This window comes from Allorhizobium sonneratiae (assembly GCF_023700755.1).
Classification (GTDB): domain Bacteria; phylum Pseudomonadota; class Alphaproteobacteria; order Rhizobiales; family Rhizobiaceae; genus Allorhizobium; species Allorhizobium sonneratiae.
In genome coordinates this window covers 1-21,959 of the sequence record NZ_JAMKOJ010000013.1, presented here as the reverse complement: position 1 = coordinate 21,959, position 21,959 = coordinate 1, and the positions used below count along the sequence as shown (strand labels likewise).

Sequence of the window (21,959 nt, the reverse complement as noted above, 5' to 3'; positions counted from 1 at the left end):
CTGCGCGAACCCTACACATTTTCGCAGGGCGGCTTTCGTTTCCGTGACGTTGGTTCAAGCGTGCTGTTTACCGCTTGAACGGTTCCATGCCCTTGCGCGCCAATTCGTCGGCGCGTTCGTTTTCCGGGTGGCCGGCATGGCCCTTCACCCAGTGCAGCGTCACCTTGTGACGGTTGCGTGCCTCTTCCAGCTGTTGCCAGAGTTCGGCATTTTTGACCGGCTTTTTGTCTGCCGTTTTCCAGCCGTTTTTCTTCCAGCCGAAAATCCATTTGGAAATGCCGTCCTTGACATAGGCGCTGTCGGTATAGAGATCGACCTCGCACGGGCTTTTCAGCGCATTGAGTGCGCTGATTGCGGCCATCAGTTCCATGCGGTTGTTGGTGGTTTCCGCCTCGCCGCCGCATAATTCCTTTTCGGTCTCGCCATAACGCAGAATGGCGCCCCAGCCGCCCGGACCGGGATTGCCGGAACAGGCGCCGTCGGTAAAAATCTCGACATGTTTCATTCGGGCGCATCCGTGATTGGCCAGCCGTAATCGCCAGCACCGGCTGCGGCCTGATGAAAGCGCAGCTTTTTCAGATATTCCAGCGGGTCCTTCTTCACCACCAGCGCATCTTTCGGCGTGGTCAGCCAGTCATAAAGACGCGTGAGGAAGAAACGCAGCGCAGCACCCCGGCACAGAATGTGCAGGCTGTCGGCTTCCGCCTGCGAGACGGAGCGCACCGCCAGATAGTCTGCTATCATCGCCCGGCCCTTGGTGATGTTGTAGCTGCCATCCTTCTCGAAGCACCAGGCATTGAGGCAGATGGCAAGGTCATAGAGAAGAAAATCATTGCACGCGAAATAGAAATCGATGAGACCGGAGAGGGTGTCGCCGAGGAAAAACACATTGTCGGGAAAGAGATCGGCATGGATGACACCGCAGGGCAGGTCTTGCGGCCAGTTCTCGGTGAGATAGGCAAGCTCACCGTCGATCTCACCGGCAAGACCGGGCAGCACCTCGTCGGCGCGCTCCTTCGCCTTTTCCCACAACGCCTGCCAGCCGGAGAGCGACAGGGCATTTTTCCGGGTCATGGCAAAATCTGCCGTGGCAAGATGCAGCCCGGCCAAGGCCGCGCCCACCGCGCCGCAATGTCTGGGCTCCGGCTTTCTCAGCCACATGCCTTCAAGGAAGGAAATCAGCGCCGCAGGCCGCCCGGCAAGCTCGCCAAGCTCTGCGCCATCCTTGCGCGCCAAAGGCAGCGGGCAGGTCACGCCACGGTCGGCGAGATGGCGCATCAGTCCGAGAAAAAACGGCAGATCGGCGCGCTCCACCCGCTTTTCGTAAAGCGTCAGGATCAGCGGGAATTTCGAGGTATGCAGCAGGAAATTGGAATTTTCCACGCCTTCCGCAATGCCCTTGAAGGATAACAGCTCGCCCGCGTCATAATCGGCAAGAAAGGTCTTGAGTTCGACCTCGTTGATATCGGTATAGACGGCCACAGGTCCCATCCGTTCGGTTTGGTTTGACCTGTGCATGGCACAGATCACCAAGGCTTGAAAGAGCGGTCAGCGGCTTTGCCCGTTATAAAACGCCTTCCCATTCCGCCATGGCGGCGGCGACGGCGGGCAGATCCATCATTCTGGAGATCACCGTTTCCGCGCCCGCATCCGTCAGCCGGTCGGCATGGGACGGATAGGTATGCGAGGCCCCGGTAAAGCCGATCACCCGCATGCCCGCAGCGCGCGCAGCCATCACCCCATGCACGCTGTCTTCGATCACCAGACAGGCTTGCGGCTTGACATTGAATTGCGCGGCGCCATGCAGATAGATGTCGGGCTTGGGCTTCACCCGATCTGCCCCGAGATCCTTGGCCGAATAGATATGGGGGGCAAAGGCGTCCTTCAGCCCGACCTTGGTCAGCATCATATCGAGCCGGGCAGAAGAGGAGTTGGAGCAGATGCAGCGTGGCCCGGAGAGCCGCGACAGCGCATAGATCACGCCCTCAATGATCTTCACTTCGCGCGCCAGCCGCTCGTCCAGCAGCTTTTCCGATTTATCGATCAGGCTGGCCGACAGCGGAATATCGATCTGCTGTTCGATGGACAGCAGGATATTCTTCCAGGTCATGCCGGCAAAGCGCTCGCCCATTTCTTCCACCGAAATCGGATAGCCGGCATCGGTCAGCAGTTTCGATTCGACCTTGGCGGCAATGATTTCGGAATCGACGAGCACACCGTCGCAATCGAAAAGAAGAAGGTCGAAACCGGCCATGGCATATGAACTTTCATCGTGTCTGTGAGGTCAGGCCGTGCCTACAGCAATCTTTGGCAAAGGACAATTGCGCTCTGTTCAAATCTGCCTCCCGCTCATACTCTGCCCGGCATCGCAACAGGATCTCCGGTATGAAAACAGGACGAGCAGCCGCATGACCGTTCGCCTCCGCCCGCATCACCTTTTGTGCATGCTGACCTTTATCGGCAAGGGCTACAGCCCTGCTTTCGTGGAGAATTACAAAAGAATTGCCGCACGTCTCAGTGCAGGCGAGGAGATCGTCATCGTCGATGGGCCGGATGATGTCTGCGCACCGTTGCTGGGCGAGGGCAATCCCCATTGTCACCGCGACAGCGTGACGGCCCGCGATGCAAAGGCGGCAGAAGCCGTGGCCGAGCTGATCGGCCAGCCGGTCCATCAGGGCGCGGTGATCCGGCTGGACGCGGCGCTGATGCGGCGGCTGCGTCAGGCCTTTGCGGCAAACACCATCCGCGCCGCCTGCCTGGGCTGCGACTGGCAGGCGTTGTGCGACGGCATTGCCGGTGGGGCCTATGCGGGCGCATTGGTCTTTCCCGAGACCTGACATCTTCCTCTGGGGCAAAATCGTCCCGCATCGGGAACAGAACGGCTTTTATGGGTACGCCTTCAGCATTTGGTAACCAAGTTCGGTAACCATAAGGGATATCAACGTCTCGCGTCCGCGTAACCAGTGAGTATCCCATGGCCTCTGTCTTTCCGCTTGCCGATCTTCGCCGGTCTTCCGATCCCTTCGCCTACGTCAACTCGATCATCAAGGGCGATTGCGTATCGGCTCTCGAAGCGCTGCCGGACCAGTCGGTGGATGCGATTTTTGCCGATCCGCCCTATAATCTCCAGCTTGGCGGGCTGTTGCACCGCCCCGATCAGTCGGTGGTCGATGCTGTCGATGATGCCTGGGACCAGTTTGCCTCCTTTGAAGCCTATGATGCCTTCACCCGCGCCTGGCTGCTGGCCTGCCGCCGGGTGCTGAAGCCCAACGGCACGATCTGGGTGATCGGCTCCTATCACAATATCTTCCGTGTCGGCACGATGCTGCAGGACCTGAATTTCTGGATCCTCAACGATATTGTCTGGCGCAAGACCAATCCCATGCCCAATTTCAAGGGCCGCCGCTTCCAGAACGCCCATGAAACCATGATCTGGGCCTCGCGCGATGCCAAGGCCAAGGGTTACACCTTCAACTACGATGCGCTGAAGGCGGCCAATGACGATGTGCAGATGCGCTCCGACTGGCTGTTTCCGATCTGCTCCGGCGGAGAGCGGCTGAAGGATGAGGCGGGGCATAAAATCCACCCGACCCAGAAGCCGGAAGCGCTGCTGGCGCGGGTGATCCTTGCCTCGACCAAACCGGGCGATCTGGTGCTCGATCCCTTCTTCGGCTCCGGCACCACAGGAGCGGTCGCCAAGCGGCTCGGCCGCAATTTCGTCGGTATCGAACGCGAGCAGGATTATATCGACGCCGCCCAGGCGCGCATTGCCGCCATTGAGCCGCTCGGTAAGGCGGAGCTGACGGTGATGACCGGCAAGAAGGCCGAACCGCGCGTTGCATTTTCCGCTCTTCTCGATGCCGGGCTGCTGGCGCCGGGCCAGGTGCTTTACTGCGACAAGCGCCGTCATTCAGCGATCATCCGCGCCGATGGCACGCTGGTCTCCGGTCAGGAGGCAGGCTCCATTCACCGCGTCGGTGCGCGGGTGCGCGGGCTCGATGCCTGCAATGGCTGGACATTCTGGCATTATGAAGAGCAAGGCCGGTTGAAATCCATCGACGATCTCAGGGCAAGAATGCGTCAGGCCATGGCCGGACTGGCCTGAAACGAATAAACAGCATTCGGGTGGATAACATCCGCCCGAATTCTTACGTATATTATAAAATAATCATTTATTTTTAATTTCTTAGACGCCTGAAATCATGAATGTCTGTCAGTTTCGGGCAAGACTGCATCGCTACATCCCTCAATCAGTCGCCGGTGGGCGGGCGATTGAGGGACGGCGACGTGGCGGCACTTCTTTATGACAGGGCAAGGCAGGAATTCATGGCGGGCGCCTATCAGGACGCCTCGGCCACGATTGCCCGTCTGCTTGAGGTCAGTCCGAAGGATGGCGACACGCTTTTGCTGGCCGCCTCGATTGCCGAGCGTCTGGGCGATGCTCTGCTGGCCGCCCGCTATTATGAGCGCTCTCTGGGGCAGCTCGCATTGCCCGTGCGCAAGCAGGCAGGCTTTCGTGCTGCCAGCCATTATCTCGATGGCGCCGAGCCGGATCGGGCGCTGGCTGTGCTGCTTGTATTGCACAAGGATTTTTCCGCAGATTGCGACGTCAATCATTCAATTTGCAGTCTTTATCGCGAGGCCGGGCGCTATCCGGATGCTCTCGCTTATGCGCAGACGCTTGCGCGTGTCGGGCGCGATTTTGAAAACTGGCTGAATGCCGGCATGGTGCTGCTCGGTGCGGGCAAGGTGGAAGAGGCCTATGCGCCGCTGCGCAAGGCTTATGATGCAAAGCCCGATGAAAGGCTGGCGCTGACCGAATTGTTCTGGTGTGCGATCAGCCTTTGCGATTTTCCGCTGGCCGACCGGCTGCAGGGCGAACTGGTCGCGGCTTACGAACGCGATGGTGAGCGGCTCGATATTCGCGAAAACGTCTTCCGCTCACTGCAATGGTGCAGCGATGAGGCCTATCATGTGCTGAGCGCGCTGAACACGGCGGCCAATCTTAACGTACCGGTCAAGCCTAGGCCCTCCTATCGACGAGATGTGAGCCGCCGTCTGCGGATCGGCTATGTCTCGTCCGATTATTGCGAACACGCAACGCTTGCTCTGATGGCGGGCGTGTTCGAACATCATGACCGCAGCCGTTTCGAGGTGTTCGGCATCTGCCACACCCGCGCCAAAGATCGTGGCGGACGGCTTCGCCAACGCTTCCTGAATGCGGTGGAACATTTTGTCGACATCGTCGATCTTGATGACGATCAGGCCGCGGCCGCCATCCGCGCGCTCGATCTCGATATCCTGATCGACCTGAAAGGGTTTACCTTCGACAACAGGCTCGGCATTTTTTGCCGCAGACCGGCCCCCATTCAGGTTTCTTATCTCGGCTTTCCCGGCAGCGTGGCCGGTGTTGGCATCGATTACGCCATCACCGACGCCATCGTCACGCCGCCGTCTTCGGAGCCGTTTTATGCCGAAAAGCTGATCCGCCTGCCGGGGAGCTATCAATGCAATGACGGCACGCGCGAAGCGGTGATGCGGCAGGGCCTGCGCGCCACCCATGGCCTGCCGGAAAAGGGCATGGTCTTCGCCGCCTTCAATCAGGCGGTCAAGATCCGCTCGGCGGTCTTTGCCGCGTGGATGGACATTCTGACGGCGGTCGAAGGCTCGGTGCTGTGGCTGATCGAGATGAACGAGACGACGCGGAGCAATCTCCGCGCCGCCGCCAGCCGCGCCGGTGTTGATCCGGGACGGCTCATCTTTGCCCGCAAGACCTCGATCCCGGAGCATCTGCACCGCCTGACCCATGCCGATATCGCGCTCGACACCTCGCCCTATAATGGCCACACCACCACGGCGGATGCGCTGTGGGCAGGCGTTCCGGTCATCACCTTCAAGGGCGAAAGCTTTGCCGCGCGTGTCGCCGAAAGCCTTTTGAATGCCGTCGGCCTGCCCGAGCTGGTGGCCGATACGCTTGACCAATACCGCCTGATGGCGGTTGCACTGGCGCAGGATGGGGTCCGCCAATCCCGCCTGCGCCAGCATCTCCTCGACGCGCGCAAGACCGCGCCGCTTTTCGACACGGCTCGCTTCACCCGCGATTTTGAAAGCGCGCTGGAGACGATCGCAGCCGATGCGGCTGCGCGCGGCTGAGCCTTTTCAGGCTTGCCTTGCATCGGCAATTGGTCTCTTCTGCTGTTGAAAACAAAGGCGCAAGACGATGACCATCACCACACTGGACGAACTGGAAGCGATTTACGGCCCGGTCAAGCAGACCTCGCTGGCCAAGGAAATCGACCATATCAATGCCGATTACGCCGCCTTCGTCCGCGCCTCGCCCTTCATTCTCATGGCAACTGTCGGGCCGGAGGGAACGGATTGTTCGCCCAAAGGCGATGCGCCGGGCTTCGTTCAGATGCTGGATGACAAAACGCTGGCCATTCCCGACCGCCCCGGCAATAACCGCATCGACAATCTGAAGAACATCATCGCCGATGGCCGGATTTCGCTGCTGTTTCTGGTGCCCGGCGTTGGCGAGACACTGCGCGTCAACGGTCACGCCAGCATCACCGCCGAGGCTGGCATGCTGGAGCGTTTCAGCGTCGAGGGCAAGCTGCCGAAAACTGTGATCCTCGTAAAAGTCGAAACGGTCTATTTCCACTGCGCCAAGGCTTTCATGCGTTCGAAACTCTGGGACCCGGAAAGCCAGATCGACCGCGCCAGCCTGCCATCGGCAGGCGCGATCTTGAAACATATCGTCAACGGTTTCGACGGTGACACCTATGACCGGGACCTGCCCGCAAGGTCACAGGCGACGCTCTATTGATCGCTGGGCTGTTGAACCAGATTGATGTCGAGCGTTCTTCCGGTGGCTTCGCAACTGATTTTTTGCAGCAGATGTAAAGCCTGTCGAATTGCAGCGCATGCATCGCGATAGGCTTTGTTGTCATAAAACCCCGAAAGCCTGCAAATCGCTTTTCAGCTTGTCCGGGTTTTGGAAATGCACCGCCTGCCAGCCGGCTTCTTTTGCCCCTTCCACATTGGGCAGGCTGTCATCGATGAAGATCGTATGGGCCGGATCGAGATCGAAGCTTTTGACATGGTGATGATAGATGGCGTTATCCGGCTTGATCAGGCCGATCTCGCCCGAGACGGTCACGCCGCGCGGCAGGGTGAGGAAGGGGAACATCTCCTGCGCTTCGGCAAAGGTGTCGGCGGCGAAATTGGTCAGCATGGTCACGTCGCGGCCCTCTTCGATCAGGCCGGTGAAGATCTCCACTGTGCCGTCATAGGCATGCGGCACCATTTCGCGCCAATGTTTGCGGAAGGCGCGGATATGGTCTTCTCGCTCGGGATGATCGGCAATCAGCAGCGCTTCGGCTTCCACCCATGTGCGGCCGCGGTCCTGCTCGATATTCCAGTCATGGGTGCAGACATGGGCAAAGAACCAGGCGCGTTCTGCCTCGTCGGGAATGATCCGGCTGAAGGGAATGTTCGGATCGTAATGGATCAGCACCTTGCCGATGTCGAACACGATATGCCTGATCTCTGTCATGTCTTTTCCCTTGTGCGAAGGACATTAAATGGAGCAAGCATCTATGGCAGTTGAGATGTGTTGAGACAAGTTATCTCAAGGCAGTGACTTGAGATAACAATTTTCAGGACTGTAGGCGGTCATAATAATTTATGAGAGCGTTGGACGAAAAGTGGGAACCGATTTTCGATCCGATGCTCTTGTGGTTTGATCGAGACAAAAAAAGTCCTCTGAGGGCGGAATTCTTTTATCGAGGAAAATCAAACCACTCGATAAGGTTAGCCTCGTGGGGCGGCCCGACATTGAGGGTGCGAAATGTCGGAACCAGACCCTTAGGAAGCCGGATAATATATCGCTATTGTCGCATCATGCGCTTGCGCATTTGTGAATACAGTTCGGGCGTTCTGTGCTTGCTTGAGGGTGAGCGAATTGATGTGGTTTACCACCTCATTGTAGAGATTCTCGTAATCAGTGTTCGTCTTATATGTTTTCATTACATAATTTGATGTGGAGAATCCCTGAAAATCACGCCCATCCTTATCATAAATGATAATTCCGCGAGCATCTCCACCCTTCATATCACTAGCTGATGACTTGAATGTTTCTTTCTGCTTGTCTGTAAGGTCGTTGATAAGAGTCAGCAATTCAGTTTCTACTTCGCCTGCCTGAGTTTTTGCTACGGCTTTAAATGTCCATGCCATTTTTGAATTCCTTTCAATTTTTAATTGTGTAAAATAACAACTACACTCATTGGTTATTTTCAATGATGGCTTTAAGCAAGGATTTTCTTCTTTTGATTGCGACTAAAAATGGTATAAATCAATGGCTGTTTAGGTTGCGGCATGAGAGTGGGTGTCTGCCAGGAACATCTCGAACCAGACCGGCGCACAATGCTTCTGATTTTGGCGTGTGTTGATCTGGAAAAAAGGTCACTCTTTTTCAGCAGTCTGCTCATCGTTATTGGCGTGACCTGATATGATAGGTATTGCGGCGGCGATCACTTTTTTCATGACGGTCGGCAGAGCTTGCCGATCAAGATTTGCAAGCGGCTCCCACCATCCGTGATGAGTGGCAGGGCTGGCGATGTTATCGGCGCGAAACACCGATAGCCTCAACTCGAAATGGGTAAAGACGTGGGTGATGATGCCCTTTGCCTGCCAGTCGGCGGCAAATGGGGCGCTGGCAGTGGTGTGGTCGCCGTCGACGCGGGATGTCCATTCGGTGGTTGGCACTTCCGTCATGCCGCCCAGCAGGCCTTTGTCTTCACGTCTGCGCAATAAAATCCGGCCTTTATCATCCAGCGCAACAAAGGCAGCACCGAGGCGCACGGGTTTGGCCTTTTTCGCTGCCTTGACTGGAAACTGTTCGGGATCATGGTGCTCCAGCGCCTGACAGTGATCGCGGAAGGGACAGAGCGCGCAGGCGGGTCGTTTCGGCGTGCAGATGGTCGCGCCCAGATCCATCATCGCCTGGGCAAAATCGCCGGGACGATGGGCGGGTGTCAGTTCCGCCACTTTCGCCTTCATCTGCGGTTTTGCGCCGGGCAGGGGGGCATCTATGGCAAAGAGGCGGGAGATCACCCGTTCGACATTACCGTCCATCACCGCCGCCTGCCGGTTGAAGGCAATGGCTGCTACGGCCGCTGCCGTATAATCGCCAATGCCGGGCAAGGCGCGCAAACCGTCTTCGGTGTCGGGAAAAACACCGCCATGCTGGCTGGCCACGGTTTCGGCGCATTTTTTCAGGTTGCGGGCGCGGGCGTAATAGCCCAGTCCCGCCCAGGCGGCCATGACCGCTTCGGTTTCGGCGGCGGCCAGATCGGTGACACGCGGCCAAAGGTGCAGGAACTTTTCGAAATAGGGTTTGACCGCCTGTACCGTCGTCTGTTGCAGCATCACTTCCGACAGCCAGACATGATAGGGGTCGGCACGCAGGCCTTTTCTCGCCATGGCTGGCGTGATCCGCCAGGGCAACTCACGATGATGCCGGTCGTACCAGGCAAGCAGCAGGGCGGAAAAATCCGTCTGGGAACGGTCGATCTTGGAGGAATGTGCGGTCATGAATTGCCGTTTGCCGGAAAACGGCCTTATATGAAGGCGAATCAGCTTGTGTTTCAAGTCATTTGCCAAGCCTGGGGAACGATGGCCGTCAGAAAAAAGGGTGCAAGCCAGATTGCCGAACTGGCCAATGGCATCATCGATCCGGTGATTGCGCGCCGCGCTGGCATTTCCACGGCGCTTCTCGGCTCCTGGGACGAGATTGCCGGGGCCGATTTTGCCGATTGCACCCGGCCGGAAAAGATTGCCTGGCCGCGACGGGATTTTCCTGGCGACAGCGTCGGCCATCGTCCCGGCGTGCTGACCATTGCCTGCGAGGGTGCGCGCGCGCTTTTCCTGCACCATGCCCAGGGTGAGCTCATTGCCCGCATCAACGGCTTTTTCGGCTATCCGGCTATCGGCCAGATCCGCATTGTGCAAAAGCCGGTCTCCTCGCTTTCATCACGGCGACGCGGCCCGGCAAGGCTTGATGCCGTGCAGGAAAAGCGGCTGGCGAAGATGACGGAAGGCATTGAAAACGAAAAACTGAAACAGGCGATCGAGCGGCTGGGCCGCGGTGTTCTTGCCGGCAAAAAGCAATCCTAACGCTTTTGTAAGTTGAAAAAGTGAACGGACTGATGAAAACTGTTTGAGATTTTTACACGGTTTTTGGCCTTGTTTCGTCATAGAGGGCCGTTATAACCGCCAAACAGGATCAATTTGGGTGTACAGATGTCGAATTTTCAAGCGAATGTAAGCAGACGCGGGCTGATGGCAGGTGTGGCCATGGCGGCAGGCGGGCTCGGTGTTACCGCTCTGGCTGGGCAGGCTGCGGCGGCAACCGAGGTTCCCAAGCCTGACCGTGAGGTCAATATGGCCGACGTGTTGAAAAAGCCGGATGGTGCGCTGCCGGACATGACCATGGGCAAGGCGGATGCGCCGGTGAAAATGGTCGAATATCTGTCGATGACCTGCCCGCATTGCGCCCATTTTGCCGTGACCACCTTCCCGGAACTGAAGAAGAAATATATCGATACCGGCAAGGTCGAATATATCCTGCGCGAATTCCCATTCGATCCGGCCGCGACGGCAGCTTTCATGCTGGCGCGTTGCGCCCCGAAGGATGATTATTTCCCCTTCATCGAAATGTTTTACAAGCAGCAGGCCGATTGGGCGGCCCCGGCCAATGGCGATGTGCGCGGCGCCATGCTGCAATTGTCGAAAGTCGCCGGTTTTACACAGGAGAGCTTTCAGGCCTGCTTGACGAACACCAAGCTTGCCGCTGAGGTAACGGCGGTCCGCGATCGTGGTGCCAAGGAGTTTGGCGTCAACGCCACCCCAACCTTCATCATTAACGGCAAGGTCTATGCCGGGGATATGCCAATTGAAACCGTGTCGGCGATCATTGACAGCATGTTGTGATCCGGCCTTGCAAACAGCAAAGGGCGACGGAGCAATCCGTGCGCCCTTTTTTGCGTTTGAAGGCATCTGCCGATGAAGTTCACCAAGCTGAGACTGGTGGGCTTCAAATCCTTCGTGGAGCCGGTTGAATTTATCATCGAAAAGGGGCTGACCGGCGTTGTCGGCCCGAATGGTTGCGGCAAGTCCAATCTGGTCGAGGCGCTGCGCTGGGTGATGGGGGAAAACTCCTACAAGAACATGCGCGCGTCGGGCATGGACGACGTGATCTTTTCCGGCTCCGGCAATCGTCCGGCCCGCAATTCCGCCGAGGTGGCGCTTTATCTCGACAATGCCGATCGCACCGCGCCCGCCGCTTTCAACGATCAGGATGAAATTCAGGTGTCACGCCGCATCGAGCGGCAGAACGGTTCGGTCTATCGCATCAATGGCAAGGAAGCCCGCGCCAAGGATGTGCAATTGCTGTTTGCCGATGCCTCGACCGGGGCGCGCTCGCCTTCCATGGTCGGGCAGGGCCGCATTGGCGAACTCATTCAGGCAAAGCCCCAGGCCAGACGGCAATTGCTGGAAGAGGCGGCGGGCATTTCCGGCCTGCATTCGCGCCGCCATGAGGCGGAACTGAGGCTGCGCGCCGCCGAAACCAATCTGGAGCGGCTGGAGGATATCGTCGCCCAGCTGGAAAGCCAGATCGAAAGCCTGAAACGACAGGCGCGTCAGGCCAACCGCTTCAAGCTGCTCTCCGCCGAGATCCGCGCCCGCGACGCCATGCTTTTACATATCCGCTGGAGCGAGGCGAAACAGGCCGAAGCCGAGGCCGACAGTGCCCTGAACGTCGCCACCTCGCTGGTGGCCGAGCGGGCGCAGGCGCAGATGGAGGCGGCAAAACAGCAGGCCGTCACCAGCCTGAAACTGCCGGAACTGCGCGATGAGGAGGCAAAAGCCGCAGCCGCCCTGCAACGATTGCAGATTGCCCGCAACCAGCTTGAGGAAGAGGCCAGCCGCCTGTTGAAGCGTCGCGACGAGCTGATGCGGCGGCTGTCCCAGCTTGGTGAGGATATTGCCCGCGAGGAGCGGTTGGTGGCCGACAATGCGGAGGTGCTGGCCCGGCTGGAGGCTGAAGAAACGGAGTTGCAGGCGCTGCTGGCCGATCAGGGCGATGAAGCACAGGAGCTGAAAATCGCCTTTGAGGAGGCCGCCAGCCGTCTTGCCGAAATTGAGCAGCATGTTGCCGGGCGCACCGCCGAGCGGGCCGAGGCCGCAGCCGCACGCAACCAGATGGAGCGGTCCCTGCGCGATCTGGCCGAACGGCGGCTGAGGCTGGAGCGGCAGGCCGATGAGGCGCGCCGCGAATGTCAGGCGCTCACGGAAAAGCTCGCCAGCCTGCCCGACCCGGAAGAAAAGCGCGATGCGGTGGATGCCGCCGATTTTGCGGTGGAAGAGGCCGAAGCCCGGATGATCGAGGCTGAGGAAGGTCTGAACGAGGCGCGCCGGATGGAGGCGATGAGCCGAAGACCGGTGGAGGAGGCGCGAAGTGCGGTCTCGGCGCTGGAAACCGAGGCGAAAACCATCGGCAAAATGCTGGCCTCGGTGACGGCAGGGGCATTTTCGCCGGTGGCCGAAGCGCTGACTGTTGCGCGCGGTTTCGAGACGGCGGTTGGGGCAGCACTTGGCGATGATCTCGAAAGCCCGCTTGATTCTGCCGCGCCCGCCTATTGGTCGATGCCGGGGCCGGAGGATGATGATCCGCCGCTGCCCGACGGTGTGTCTGCCCTGAGTGATCATGTCGAGGCGCCTGCGGTCCTGTCCCGCCGCCTGCGACAGATCGGTGTGACCGATCTTCAGACCGCCCGCCGTCTTCTGCCGATGTTGAAACCGGGGCAAAAACTGGTGACGACAGACGGGGCGATTTTTCGCTGGGACGGTCATATTACCGGCTCGGAAGCGCCCAGCGCTGCTGCCTTGCGTCTGGCGCAGAAAAACCGCCTGGCCGAACTGGAGGCGGAGATCGATGAGGCGCGGATCGTGCTGGAAGAGGCCGAAGTGCAGCTTGCCTTGCGGCGTGAGGCCGTGAGCGCCGCCGAGACGGCTCTGGCCGACGCACGCGAGCGCCAGCGCATGGCGGCACGGCAGTTGGCCGAGGCCCGCGAAGCGCTGACATTGGCAGAGCGTGCCTCTGGCGATCTTCTGCGCCGCCGCGCCGTGATCGAGGAGGCTGAAAAGGGGCTGGCCGGGCAGATCGAAGAGACGGAAGCACTGCGGCAGGAGGCTGCCATTGCCCTTGACGGCCAGCCGGATCTTGCCGCGCTCGATCAGGACCTCGACAGGCTCAGACAGGAACAGGCCATGGGCCGGGCGCTTCTGGCCGAAGCCCGCGCCCGCCATGAGGGATTTGCCCGCGAAAACGACCAGCGCCAGCGTCGTATCCTGGCCATAAGGCAGGAGCGGGAAAGCTGGGCAGCGCGGGCCAGAAGCACCGAGGAGCATATCGCCACCCTCAGGGAGCGCGCGGAAGAAGCGCAGATCGAATTGCAGGATCTGGAAGCCGCCCCCGATGATCTCGATGAAAAACGGCTGCTGTTGATCCGGGAGCTGGACAAGGCTGAGGTAGCACGGCGTGCGGCAGGTGACCGGCTGGCCGAGGCCGAGACCCTGCAACGCGAGGCCGATCAGCAGGCGGCATCTGCCCTTGCCGCTTTGGCCGATGTCCGGGAAAAGCGCGGTCGCGCCGAAGAAAGGCTGATTTCCGCCCGTGAGCGTCGCAAGGAGGCCGAAGCGCGCATTCAGGAGGTGCTGGCCGTTGCAGCGCATGAGGCGCTGCGCCTTGCCGGCCATGCTGTCGATCAACCGCTGCCCGATCAGCGCACGGTGGAGCGGGATCTCGACCGGCTGAAAATGGAGCGCGACCGGCTGGGCGCTGTCAATCTGCGCGCCGATGAGGAGCAGAAGGAGCTGTCCGACAAGCTTCAGGCACTGATCCGCGAACGCGACGACATCATTCAGGCGATCAAGGCTCTGCGCGGTGCGATCCAGAGCCTCAATCGCGAGGGCCGTGAACGGCTGCTCGCCGCCTTTGATGTGGTCAATGCCCAGTTCCAGCGGCTGTTCACCCATCTGTTCAATGGCGGCACGGCGGAGCTGCAACTGATCGAAAGCGAAGACCCGCTGGATGCGGGGCTGGAAATCCTGGCGCGCCCGCCCGGCAAAAAGCCGCAGACCATGACGCTTCTGTCCGGCGGCGAGCAGGCGCTGACGGCCATGGCGCTGATCTTTGCCGTGTTTTTGACCAATCCCGCGCCGATCTGCGTGCTGGATGAGGTCGATGCGCCGCTTGATGATCATAATGTCGAGCGCTATTGCAATCTGATGGACGAAATGGCCGTCTCGACCGAAACCCGTTTCGTCATCATCACCCACAATCCGATCACCATGGCGCGGATGAACCGCCTCTTCGGCGTCACCATGGCGGAGCAGGGCGTCTCCCAGCTCGTCTCGGTGGACCTGCAGACGGCGGAGGCCCTGCGCGAGGCTGTGTAAGAAATGGGAGCTGCCGATGAAAACACCATCGCTTGTCTTTTGTCTTGTTCTGGGCCTTGGCATTGCGCCTGTCCCGGGCCTTTTTGTTCCGGGCCTGCCACTCGCGACGGCTCAGGCGGCCAGTCTTTCCGGCAATTTTCTGGCCCAGACGGTGAGAAGCTCGAAACCGCATCGTGAGGCGCTGGAGCGACTCATCCGCGGTGCCCAGGGCATTCCACCATGGGTGCTGAATATGGTGCAGGCAGATACTTATGTCGGCCTCGCCTCGATTGAAGTGCCGGTCGAGGGTAGACCGATGCAGCTTTTCTTTGCCTGCGCGCCGAAACGCTGCCAGCAAAGCGCCATCAAGGTGCTGTTTTCCGCCGATGGCAAACATGCGGTGATGCGGGTCGATGATCAGGGTGCGCCGCCTGTGTTTCTGGGAAGCCCTGATGCGGCGGAAAAGGCAGCGCTGGAGCGCAAACCGTGATTGCGTGCCGCGCCTTTGTGGCGGCTTATATCAAACAAGCCTGATGCAAGCTCGTCCCACTATGTCAAAGGTGGGGACGAACATTGTTTGCTGCCGGTTGTGATCGCGGGGGCGCAGACCCTGCCGCCAGTCTGATACCCGGTCTGGATGCTGACCATGTTTGTGCTGAAGATCAATCGGCTGCGGTCAGCATGCGGGTGTCGGGAGAGGCAATGTCCCCGGCCCGCTCTTTCCGGGAGCCAGTAAAGGGCGGGCTGGATCATCGTGGATACGGGCGTGGGAAATGGTGCGGGCAATGTGACAGTTGCCGATGTGTTTGATCTGGCGCGCAAGCAGGCCCTGCCGGTCGGGCAGGTGTTCGAGATTGCCGAGGCCTGGAACAGGGGTGGCCATGTCGCCCAGGCTGCGGAGCTTTACAAGACCTGGATCGCCTTCAATCAAGGCAATCCGCTGCTGCATCTGGTTTATTTCAATTATGCGGTGACGCTGCGGCGGCTGGAGGATGTGTCCGGCTCGATCCATGCCCTGCGCGCATGTATTGCGCTGAAGCCCGATTTCGCCCAGGCCCATATCAATCTCGGTCGTGCTTATGAGGATGGTGGTCAGCTTGGTCAGGCAGTGCTGCAGTGGCAGGAGTTTACCAAGGCCACTGCCGATATAACCCCTGATCGCTTTTCTTTCCGTCTGATGGCGCTCAAGCATATTGGCCGGGTCATGGAAAATGCCGAGCAATATGAGGAGGCCGAACGCTTTCTCGCCGAGGTGCTGGAATTGCAGCCGGAGGCCGCCGATGCAGGTTTGCATCTGACCGGGCTTCGCCAGCGCCAGTGCAAATGGCCGGTCATCATGCCGAGCGAGCGGGTCTCGGCCCGGCAGTTGCTGGATTCGATGTCGACGCTGACACTGTCCTGCTATGCCGACGATCCGCTGTTCCTGATGGCCAAAGCCTATCGCCATCAGAAGAAAAATCTGGGCTATCCCGAACCAGCCGATCTGATGGCGCCCACGGTTCGCGCAAAGACAGGTACAGGCGAAAGGCTGAAAATCGGCTATGTCTCCTCCGATCTGCGCGATCATGCTGTCGGCTTCGCGCTCAGCGAATTGCTGGAGCTGCATGACAAGACGAGCGTGGAAATCTACGCCTATTATATCGGTGAGCCGCGTCAGGGCGATCCAACCCAAGAGCGGATGAAGAAGGTCATCGATGTCTGGCGCGATATCGCTGCCATGGAGGATCTGGATGCCGCGCGCCTGATCATTGCAGACGGCATCGATATCCTCATCGATGTCAATGGCTATACCAAACATGCGCGCACGAAGCTTTTTGCCTATCGCCCGGCGCCGGTCATCGTCAATTTCTGCGGCTATCCGGGCACCATGGCCACGCCCTATCATCAGTATATGATTGCCGATCCGGTCATCGTGCCGCCCGGCAGCGAGATCTATTATACCGAAAAAGTCCTCCATATTCCGTGCAACCAGCCGGTGGACCGCAAGCGTCTCGTGGCGGAGCGCCCCACGCGCGCCGAGGCGGGCCTGCCGGAAGACGCCTTCGTCTTTGCCTGCTTCAACGGCATGCAGAAGATCAACGAGGCCTGTTTCAAGCGCTGGATTGCCATTCTGGGTGCTGTGCCCAATAGTCTTTTGTGGTTGCTCAGCGGACCGGATGCGGCCAATCAGCGCCTGCGCGATTTGGCTGCGGCTGCGGGCCTCGATCCGGCCCGGATCGTCTTTGCCGGCAAAGCACCCAATCCCCAGCATCTGGCCCGCATTGCGCTTGCCGATCTTTTCCTCGACACCTTCCCCTACGGTGCTCATTCGACTGCCGCCGACGCCATCACCATGGGGCTGCCGGTGCTGACCATGCCGGGCAAGAGCTTTGCCACCCGCTTTTGCGCCAGCATCGTTACGGCAGCCGGCGTCGCCGAGCTGATTGTGGAAAGCCCCGAGGCCTATGTGGAAAAGGCTGTGGCGCTGGCAAACGACCGTCAGGCACTCAAAGCCATACGGCAGAAAATCGCCGACCAGCGCGAGACCTGCGCGCTTCGCGACATGCCCGGGCTGGCAAAAAGGCTTGAGGACCTGTTCTGGCAGATGCAGGGCGAGGCCGAGCGCGGCGAAATTCCGGTTCCGGATCTGCGCAATCTCGACCTCTATTATGATGTCGGGGCAAAGATCCTGCTCGACAGCGGCGATTTTGAAACGGACGATGCCTATCGTCGGCGTTTCCGCAATCGTCTGGACGAGTTGAACCGGATGGAGCCGATCTACCCCGATTCGCGTCTCTGGCCATCTGTCTAGAGCAGTTCCAGGAAAAGTGTGAAACGGTTTTCCGTCCGGAAATGCGGAAAAACCAAGAGTGAGAGCGTTTCAATGAAGCACTGAACCGCTCTCACAGCGCCGCATCCCGTTCTCCTGTGTCGGTCAACATGGGAGGCAGTCGGCGGGAAGCGATAATGAAATATAACGAAATTTAATCTTTTGGTGTTCTTTGTGAATCATGTATAAGCATGCGTGCTAAGAGATTCGAGGGCTTACTCTTTTTCAAAATTGAAGCTTATTCAGTCTTGCAAAAGCTGGATGGGTAAAGTGAGGGGCTCGGGCGTTTTGCTGTTACAGTCCGGTTTCAGCAATGCTTCGGTCGATGGCATAAAGAAAATCGCATGGACGAAACAAAACGTCCGTGGCGGTGGTCGTGGGATGGAGAGGGCTAATGGACCTCCCGGCATGATGCGATCCCTACGTATGGTCCGCGGGGACCATGTTTCCAAAAAGTCGGATTTTGAGACAAGGCTGTGGCGTTTCCATGCCTTGCGGCGGGATCCGGCCTGTTGATCGCTGCCGCAAGGGGACAGATATCCATGACGAGTGTGGTTTCCTATATTTCAGTCTCGCAGATGAAGGGCTTGAGCACGAGCGCTATCGCCTCTCTGCTGACGAGTGACATTGCCCAACTGAGTACGGCCCAGGTCGGGGCCTTGAGCTCAGCTCAGATTTCCGCGATCACGACCGAGGATTTCGCCGTACTGAACTCCTCCCAGGTCGGCGCCATTTCCCACAAGTCCATTTCCGGCCTGACGGCTGAACAGCTCGCCATCTTGACCTCGGTGCAGGAGGCGGCGTTAAGCTCTCTTCAGATTGCCGGCATGAGCACTGAAGACATTGCCGATCTTTCCACCCAGCAGATTGCCGATCTGACGACATTGCAGGTGGCCAGCCTCACCTCGAAACAGGTTGCTGCCCTTACAACCGATGTGCTGGCCGCGCTTGGGTCGAATATCGGTGCGTTAGGTTCGCGTGCCGTGCCAGGCCTCACCAGCCTGCAGCTGTCCAGCCTCAGCAGTTCTCAGGCCGCGGAACTGACCTCGAAACAGCTTGGCGCCCTGACCTCTCTTCAGGTGTCGGAGCTATCCACGGCTGCGATTGCCGGTCTTGGCACGGACATTTCCGGCCTGTCCACGCGCGGTCTTGCCGGTTTGACCACGAGCCAGCTTGCCGCCATGGGCACGGCAGAAGAGGCGGCGCTGACCAGCGCCCAGATCGCGGCGCTTTCGACCGGCCTTGTCTCCGGCCTGACGAGCAGCCAGATCGCAGCCTTCGGCACAGAGCAGATTGCCGGGCTGACCTCGAAACAGGTTGCAGTTCTCTCGACGGAAGCGGTTGCCGGTCTTGGCACTTCCATTTCGGCTCTCAACTCGAAGGGCTTTGCCGGACTGACGACGGTTCAGCTTGCGGCGTTGACGACGGCGCAGGTCGCAGCCCTTTCGTCCACTCAGCTCGCCTTGCTGAAAACCGCACAGGTCGGCGCCTTGTCCACCGACGCCATTGCTGCGCTTGGCAGCAATATCGATGAAATTTCCTCCCGCAGCATTGCTGGGCTGACCGCCGCGCAGGTGGTGGCCATGGGCACGCTGGGCGAGACGGCGCTGACGACCGGCCAGATTGCCGCGCTCGACACCGCCGATATCGCCGCCCTGACGTCCGAACAGGCTGCGGCCATGTCCACCGGCCAGATTGCCGCCTTGAGCTCCAAGCAGCTCTCCGCCCTGCCGACGGCGGATCTGGTCGCCTTCGGCACCAATGTTGCCGCCCTTTCAACCCGCACGGTTGCCGGCATGACCTCGTCGCAGCTCAATATCCTGACGACGGCACAGGTCGCAGCACTGAGCACATCCCAGCTGGCTGTCTTGAGTTCGGCGCAGGTCGCCTCGCTCTCCACCGACGCCGTTGCCGCGCTTGGCACGCGGATCGGTGCGCTGAGCTCACGCGGTCTGGCCGGCTTGACATCCTCCCAGGTGGTTGCCATGGGCACGCTTGGCGAGGCGTCTCTGTCTTCGGCCACCATTGCCGGACTTTCCACCGCTGTCATGGCGGCGCTGACCACGGATCAGGCCGCCGCTCTCGGCACGGCGCAACTGGCCGGCCTCAGCTCGAAGCAGATTGCCGCCCTGCCGACGGCCGATATCGTTGCGCTCGGTACGAACATTGCGGTGCTTTCGACCAAAACCGTTGCCGGCCTGACCTCGAGCCAGATCGAGGCGCTGACGACCGCTCAGGTGTCGGCAATGACGACGGCGCAGATTGCGGTGATGAACTCCAACCAGATTGCAGCGCTGACCACGGAGGATCTCAACAGTCTGACGACAGGTGAGTTTGCTGCCATTGGTACGAGGGGGCTGGCCGGTCTGACGACATCCGATATCGCCTCGCTGGATTCGACCCATCTGCGTTCCTTCACCAGTAACCAGATTCACGCGCTGAAGAGTGCTCAGCTCGATGCCGTGATTGAGGCCTACAAGAACGCCTGAAGCATGTCGCGTTTCATTGTCCTCAATGAAACGATATCGGACATGCGACAAATAAAAGACTGAGAGCATCGTGCCGATTCCGATTTTCGGCACGATGCTCTCGAAAACAAAATTCAATAATCGTCAGGATGAAGAAGCGGTGCCTGTTTCGGTACGCTTCTTCATCCATCTACGGATTTTCTCAGGATTCAGCCTGCATCCAGCGCTTGTTCACACCAGGTCTGGCCATTGCCGAGCGGCATATCATAGACCGTGGTGATCTTGCGGATGACATAATCGGACGAAACGGTCACCTGCAATTCGCAATGGAGATATTGTTTGCGCCCAGGGCTCAACAGCTTGCCGCGTTTTCCATTCGCAAGCTTTTCATACTTCTCGCCGGTCATGCGGGTCTTATAGGCGCCGCGCCAGTCGTAGGTCCTGCCGGACCCATTATCCTGATCGTTATAAGGCGGCCCGTATTGGGCGAAGAAGCGCCCGGCCGGCTGACCGACCCAACGGTCGGCAAGCGCATCCCGCTTGGGGGCCACGACCTTGGCGGCTTGCCCATCACTGCCTGTTGTTGCACAACCTGCCAAAGCCAGCAGCAGGCCAGCCGACAGCATGATTTTCATTTTCATTCCCTTGATCCTTCACTCATCCACCGGTCGTCAGCCGAAAACCGGTGACCCTTTTCGTAAATTCCCTACGGCAAAAGCCATAGCTCAAATTCAGATGAACGCAGCATTGATAGTGACGGAATCACTCTTTGCCCCTTCAAATTTTCGTTCAGACACTTTGCCGGACAAAACTTCGATAAACAGGCTCTTAGCCGCATCAGGCTTGCCCTTATCCCCAAACATCGTCGTTGAAAATGGCCACCAGACAGCCTTGCATAAGCTTGGGACAAAAGCCTGTCCTGTGCGGCTTTCCGGCCACGGTGGATAGTGTGAATTTTTTTTGAAATGACCGCTTGTCTAACCGAAATCCATGGTCTATACGAGCCACCACTGGTCACGGAGTGTAGCGCAGTCTGGTAGCGCACCACGTTCGGGACGTGGGGGTCGAGTGTTCGAATCACTCCACTCCGACCAGTTGAAACAGATATCCCGAGCTGTCGTTTTTCCTCTCTTGTGCTTTTATTCGCCCCTTAACAGGGGATAAGGCCCTGTTTTTTGCCATATAGCCGATACGCAAAGGCTCCTGCATTTCCGTGTCCGAAATGCAGGAGCCTTTTCAGTTTTTGGAGGGCATCGTTTTACGGATGCCCTTATATTTGCGCTTGGCGTTTGATGTGAGGAAAAGTGGGCAGAAGTGTCCACTTTTCTTCCGGAATGCTAAAGTACGTTGCGGCTTATCAGCCTCAGTCAGCGTGCTTTAACCCTTTGTTTTTTCGCATGTACGTTATCGTTTTATTGAAGATAATAAAACGCGACCTGCTTTAGAGGGCATGATAGGCGGCAATAACGGCGTTGACCTGATCCGAATTCATCGCCTGGATCTGACTGCTGGTAATGGCCGTCAGATGTGAGCTGTTGAGACCGGCAATGTCGTTGGTTGTCAGGCCGGAAATCGCCTTGGTGCTGATGGCGGCAATATCTCCCGTATCGAAAGCGTTGAGACCGGCGGTGGTAAAGGCCTCGATCTGAACGGAATTCATCAGCGAGATCTGGCTCGAGGTCAGGGCTTGCGCCTGCGTCGTTCCAAGCGTCGAGATGTCCTCGGTCGACAGTCCGGAGATCGCTTTGCTGCTCAGCGCTGCGACATCCGTGCCCAGAGCTGACACACCCGCCGTGCTCAAGGCTGATACCTGGGCGGAACTGAGACCTGCAACCTGTGCCGTGCTCAAGGCATCAAGCTGTGCGGTGGTCAGTGCCGCGATATTCGCCGTGGAGAGCGCGCCGATCTGTGCCGATGTCAGGCCTGTTTCGCCCGTTGTGCCAAGGGCGACGACCTGATTGGTTGTCAGACCTGCGAGTGCCTTGGTGCTGAGGCTTGCAACCGAGCTGCCGAGACCTGCAATGGCTGCCGTTGACAGGGATGCGACCTGGGCGGAGCTGAGGCTTGCCAGCTGCTTTGACGAGAGGCTTGTGATCTGTGTTGAGGAGATCGCCGCTGCCTGATCCGAAGACAGTCCTGCCAGTGCAGCGGTGCTGAGGCCGGAGATGTCGCTGCCAAGG

17 protein-coding genes, 1 tRNA gene and 1 pseudogene are annotated in these 21,959 nt (G+C 58.9%); 11 read left to right on the top strand and 8 right to left on the bottom strand.

All coding sequences use genetic code 11. The features are described 5' to 3' along the window. Positions 1–67 precede the first annotated feature (67 nt). The 3 genes from rnhA to NAC44_RS19345 all read right to left on the bottom strand — a co-directional run bounded on the left by rnhA (position 68) and on the right by NAC44_RS19345 (position 2,254). Positions 68–505, bottom strand: a complete 438-nt coding sequence (gene rnhA, locus NAC44_RS19355) for a ribonuclease HI (RefSeq protein ID WP_250943209.1) — start codon at positions 503–505, stop codon at positions 68–70. Continuing rightward, a complete protein-coding gene (locus NAC44_RS19350; protein ID WP_250943208.1) occupies positions 502–1,482 on the bottom strand; it encodes a homoserine kinase in 981 nt (326 codons plus the stop codon). The genes rnhA and NAC44_RS19350 overlap by 4 nt, the downstream gene beginning before the upstream one ends. Before the next feature lie 82 nt (positions 1,483–1,564). Continuing rightward, positions 1,565–2,254: an HAD family hydrolase gene (locus NAC44_RS19345; RefSeq protein WP_250943207.1), complete on the bottom strand. Its 690-nt coding sequence runs from the start codon at positions 2,252–2,254 to the stop codon at positions 1,565–1,567. A gap of 154 nt (positions 2,255–2,408) precedes the next feature. On the opposite strand from NAC44_RS19345, the gene NAC44_RS19340 reads away from it, so the two are divergent. The 4 genes from NAC44_RS19340 (at position 2,409) to NAC44_RS19325 (ending at position 6,826) form a co-directional block, all read left to right on the top strand. Further along, entirely contained in the window at positions 2,409–2,837 is a 429-nt protein-coding gene (locus tag NAC44_RS19340; protein WP_250943206.1) for a DUF1284 domain-containing protein, read from the top strand. 137 nt (positions 2,838–2,974) lie between these two features. After that, on the top strand, positions 2,975–4,105 hold the full coding sequence (locus NAC44_RS19335; protein ID WP_250943205.1) for a site-specific DNA-methyltransferase: 1,131 nt from the start codon (positions 2,975–2,977) through the stop codon (positions 4,103–4,105). A gap of 620 nt (positions 4,106–4,725) precedes the next feature. Continuing rightward, positions 4,726–6,153 (top strand): O-linked N-acetylglucosamine transferase, SPINDLY family protein, encoded by a 1,428-nt coding sequence (locus tag NAC44_RS19330; protein ID WP_420839993.1) that lies wholly within the window; start codon positions 4,726–4,728, stop codon positions 6,151–6,153. Between the two features lie 67 nt (positions 6,154–6,220). Beyond that, the gene (locus tag NAC44_RS19325; RefSeq protein WP_250943203.1) at positions 6,221–6,826 is read left to right on the top strand and encodes a pyridoxamine 5'-phosphate oxidase family protein; all 606 of its coding nucleotides are present in this window, start codon (positions 6,221–6,223) and stop codon (positions 6,824–6,826) included. A gap of 120 nt (positions 6,827–6,946) precedes the next feature. On the opposite strand, the gene NAC44_RS19320 is transcribed toward NAC44_RS19325, so the two are convergent. The 3 genes from NAC44_RS19320 to mutY all read right to left on the bottom strand — a co-directional run bounded on the left by NAC44_RS19320 (position 6,947) and on the right by mutY (position 9,594). Continuing rightward, positions 6,947–7,555, bottom strand: coding sequence for an HAD family hydrolase (locus NAC44_RS19320; RefSeq protein WP_250943202.1), 609 nt, complete (start codon positions 7,553–7,555; stop codon positions 6,947–6,949). A gap of 311 nt (positions 7,556–7,866) precedes the next feature. Next, positions 7,867–8,235, bottom strand: a complete 369-nt coding sequence (locus NAC44_RS19315) for a hypothetical protein (protein WP_250943201.1) — start codon at positions 8,233–8,235, stop codon at positions 7,867–7,869. A gap of 228 nt (positions 8,236–8,463) precedes the next feature. Then, a complete protein-coding gene (gene mutY, locus NAC44_RS19310; RefSeq protein WP_250943200.1) occupies positions 8,464–9,594 on the bottom strand; it encodes an A/G-specific adenine glycosylase in 1,131 nt (376 codons plus the stop codon). 81 nt (positions 9,595–9,675) lie between these two features. On the opposite strand from mutY, the gene NAC44_RS19305 reads away from it, so the two are divergent. From NAC44_RS19305 to NAC44_RS19280, 6 genes are all read left to right on the top strand, one after another. Continuing rightward, complete coding sequence (locus tag NAC44_RS19305) at positions 9,676–10,176, top strand: DUF721 domain-containing protein (protein ID WP_250943199.1); 501 nt, start codon at positions 9,676–9,678, stop codon at positions 10,174–10,176. A gap of 126 nt (positions 10,177–10,302) precedes the next feature. Continuing rightward, positions 10,303–10,992 (top strand): DsbA family protein, encoded by a 690-nt coding sequence (locus NAC44_RS19300; protein ID WP_250943198.1) that lies wholly within the window; start codon positions 10,303–10,305, stop codon positions 10,990–10,992. A gap of 72 nt (positions 10,993–11,064) precedes the next feature. Next, the gene (locus NAC44_RS19295; protein WP_250943197.1) at positions 11,065–14,523 is read left to right on the top strand and encodes an AAA family ATPase; all 3,459 of its coding nucleotides are present in this window, start codon (positions 11,065–11,067) and stop codon (positions 14,521–14,523) included. Between the two features lie 16 nt (positions 14,524–14,539). After that, entirely contained in the window at positions 14,540–14,992 is a 453-nt protein-coding gene (locus NAC44_RS19290; RefSeq protein WP_250943196.1) for an Ivy family c-type lysozyme inhibitor, read from the top strand. Between the two features lie 276 nt (positions 14,993–15,268). Next, on the top strand, positions 15,269–17,293 hold the full coding sequence (locus NAC44_RS19285; RefSeq protein WP_250943195.1) for an O-linked N-acetylglucosamine transferase, SPINDLY family protein: 2,025 nt from the start codon (positions 15,269–15,271) through the stop codon (positions 17,291–17,293). 560 nt (positions 17,294–17,853) lie between these two features. Continuing rightward, positions 17,854–19,800 carry a hypothetical protein gene (locus NAC44_RS19280; protein ID WP_250943194.1) on the top strand — a complete coding sequence of 649 codons (1,947 nt, stop codon included), beginning with the start codon at positions 17,854–17,856 and terminating at the stop codon, positions 19,798–19,800. A 188-nt stretch (positions 19,801–19,988) separates the two neighbouring features. Here the strand turns inward: NAC44_RS19280 and NAC44_RS19275 are convergent, their stop codons facing one another. Continuing rightward, the gene (locus NAC44_RS19275; protein WP_250943193.1) at positions 19,989–20,420 is read right to left on the bottom strand and encodes a hypothetical protein; all 432 of its coding nucleotides are present in this window, start codon (positions 20,418–20,420) and stop codon (positions 19,989–19,991) included. 376 nt (positions 20,421–20,796) lie between these two features. On the opposite strand from NAC44_RS19275, the gene NAC44_RS19270 reads away from it, so the two are divergent. Continuing rightward, positions 20,797–20,873, top strand: a tRNA-Pro gene (locus NAC44_RS19270). A gap of 347 nt (positions 20,874–21,220) precedes the next feature. On the opposite strand, the pseudogene NAC44_RS19265 reads toward NAC44_RS19270, so the two are convergent. Further along, positions 21,221–21,959: pseudogene (locus NAC44_RS19265) on the bottom strand (beta strand repeat-containing protein); the annotation flags it as partial.

Coding starts and splice junctions, on each gene's coding strand:
- rnhA (WP_250943209.1), bottom strand. CDS start 505: ATGAAACATGTCGAGATTTTTACCGACGGCGCCTGTTCCGGCAATCCC.
- NAC44_RS19345 (WP_250943207.1), bottom strand. CDS start 2,254: ATGGCCGGTTTCGACCTTCTTCTTTTCGATTGCGACGGTGTGCTCGTC.
- NAC44_RS19340 (WP_250943206.1), top strand. CDS start 2,409: ATGACCGTTCGCCTCCGCCCGCATCACCTTTTGTGCATGCTGACCTTT.
- NAC44_RS19335 (WP_250943205.1), top strand. CDS start 2,975: ATGGCCTCTGTCTTTCCGCTTGCCGATCTTCGCCGGTCTTCCGATCCC.
- NAC44_RS19330 (WP_420839993.1), top strand. CDS start 4,726: ATGGTGCTGCTCGGTGCGGGCAAGGTGGAAGAGGCCTATGCGCCGCTG.
- NAC44_RS19325 (WP_250943203.1), top strand. CDS start 6,221: ATGACCATCACCACACTGGACGAACTGGAAGCGATTTACGGCCCGGTC.
- NAC44_RS19320 (WP_250943202.1), bottom strand. CDS start 7,555: ATGACAGAGATCAGGCATATCGTGTTCGACATCGGCAAGGTGCTGATC.
- NAC44_RS19315 (WP_250943201.1), bottom strand. CDS start 8,235: ATGGCATGGACATTTAAAGCCGTAGCAAAAACTCAGGCAGGCGAAGTA.
- mutY (WP_250943200.1), bottom strand. CDS start 9,594: ATGACCGCACATTCCTCCAAGATCGACCGTTCCCAGACGGATTTTTCC.
- NAC44_RS19305 (WP_250943199.1), top strand. CDS start 9,676: ATGGCCGTCAGAAAAAAGGGTGCAAGCCAGATTGCCGAACTGGCCAAT.
- NAC44_RS19300 (WP_250943198.1), top strand. CDS start 10,303: ATGTCGAATTTTCAAGCGAATGTAAGCAGACGCGGGCTGATGGCAGGT.
- NAC44_RS19295 (WP_250943197.1), top strand. CDS start 11,065: ATGAAGTTCACCAAGCTGAGACTGGTGGGCTTCAAATCCTTCGTGGAG.
- NAC44_RS19290 (WP_250943196.1), top strand. CDS start 14,540: ATGAAAACACCATCGCTTGTCTTTTGTCTTGTTCTGGGCCTTGGCATT.
- NAC44_RS19280 (WP_250943194.1), top strand. CDS start 17,854: ATGACGAGTGTGGTTTCCTATATTTCAGTCTCGCAGATGAAGGGCTTG.
- NAC44_RS19275 (WP_250943193.1), bottom strand. CDS start 20,420: ATGAAAATGAAAATCATGCTGTCGGCTGGCCTGCTGCTGGCTTTGGCA.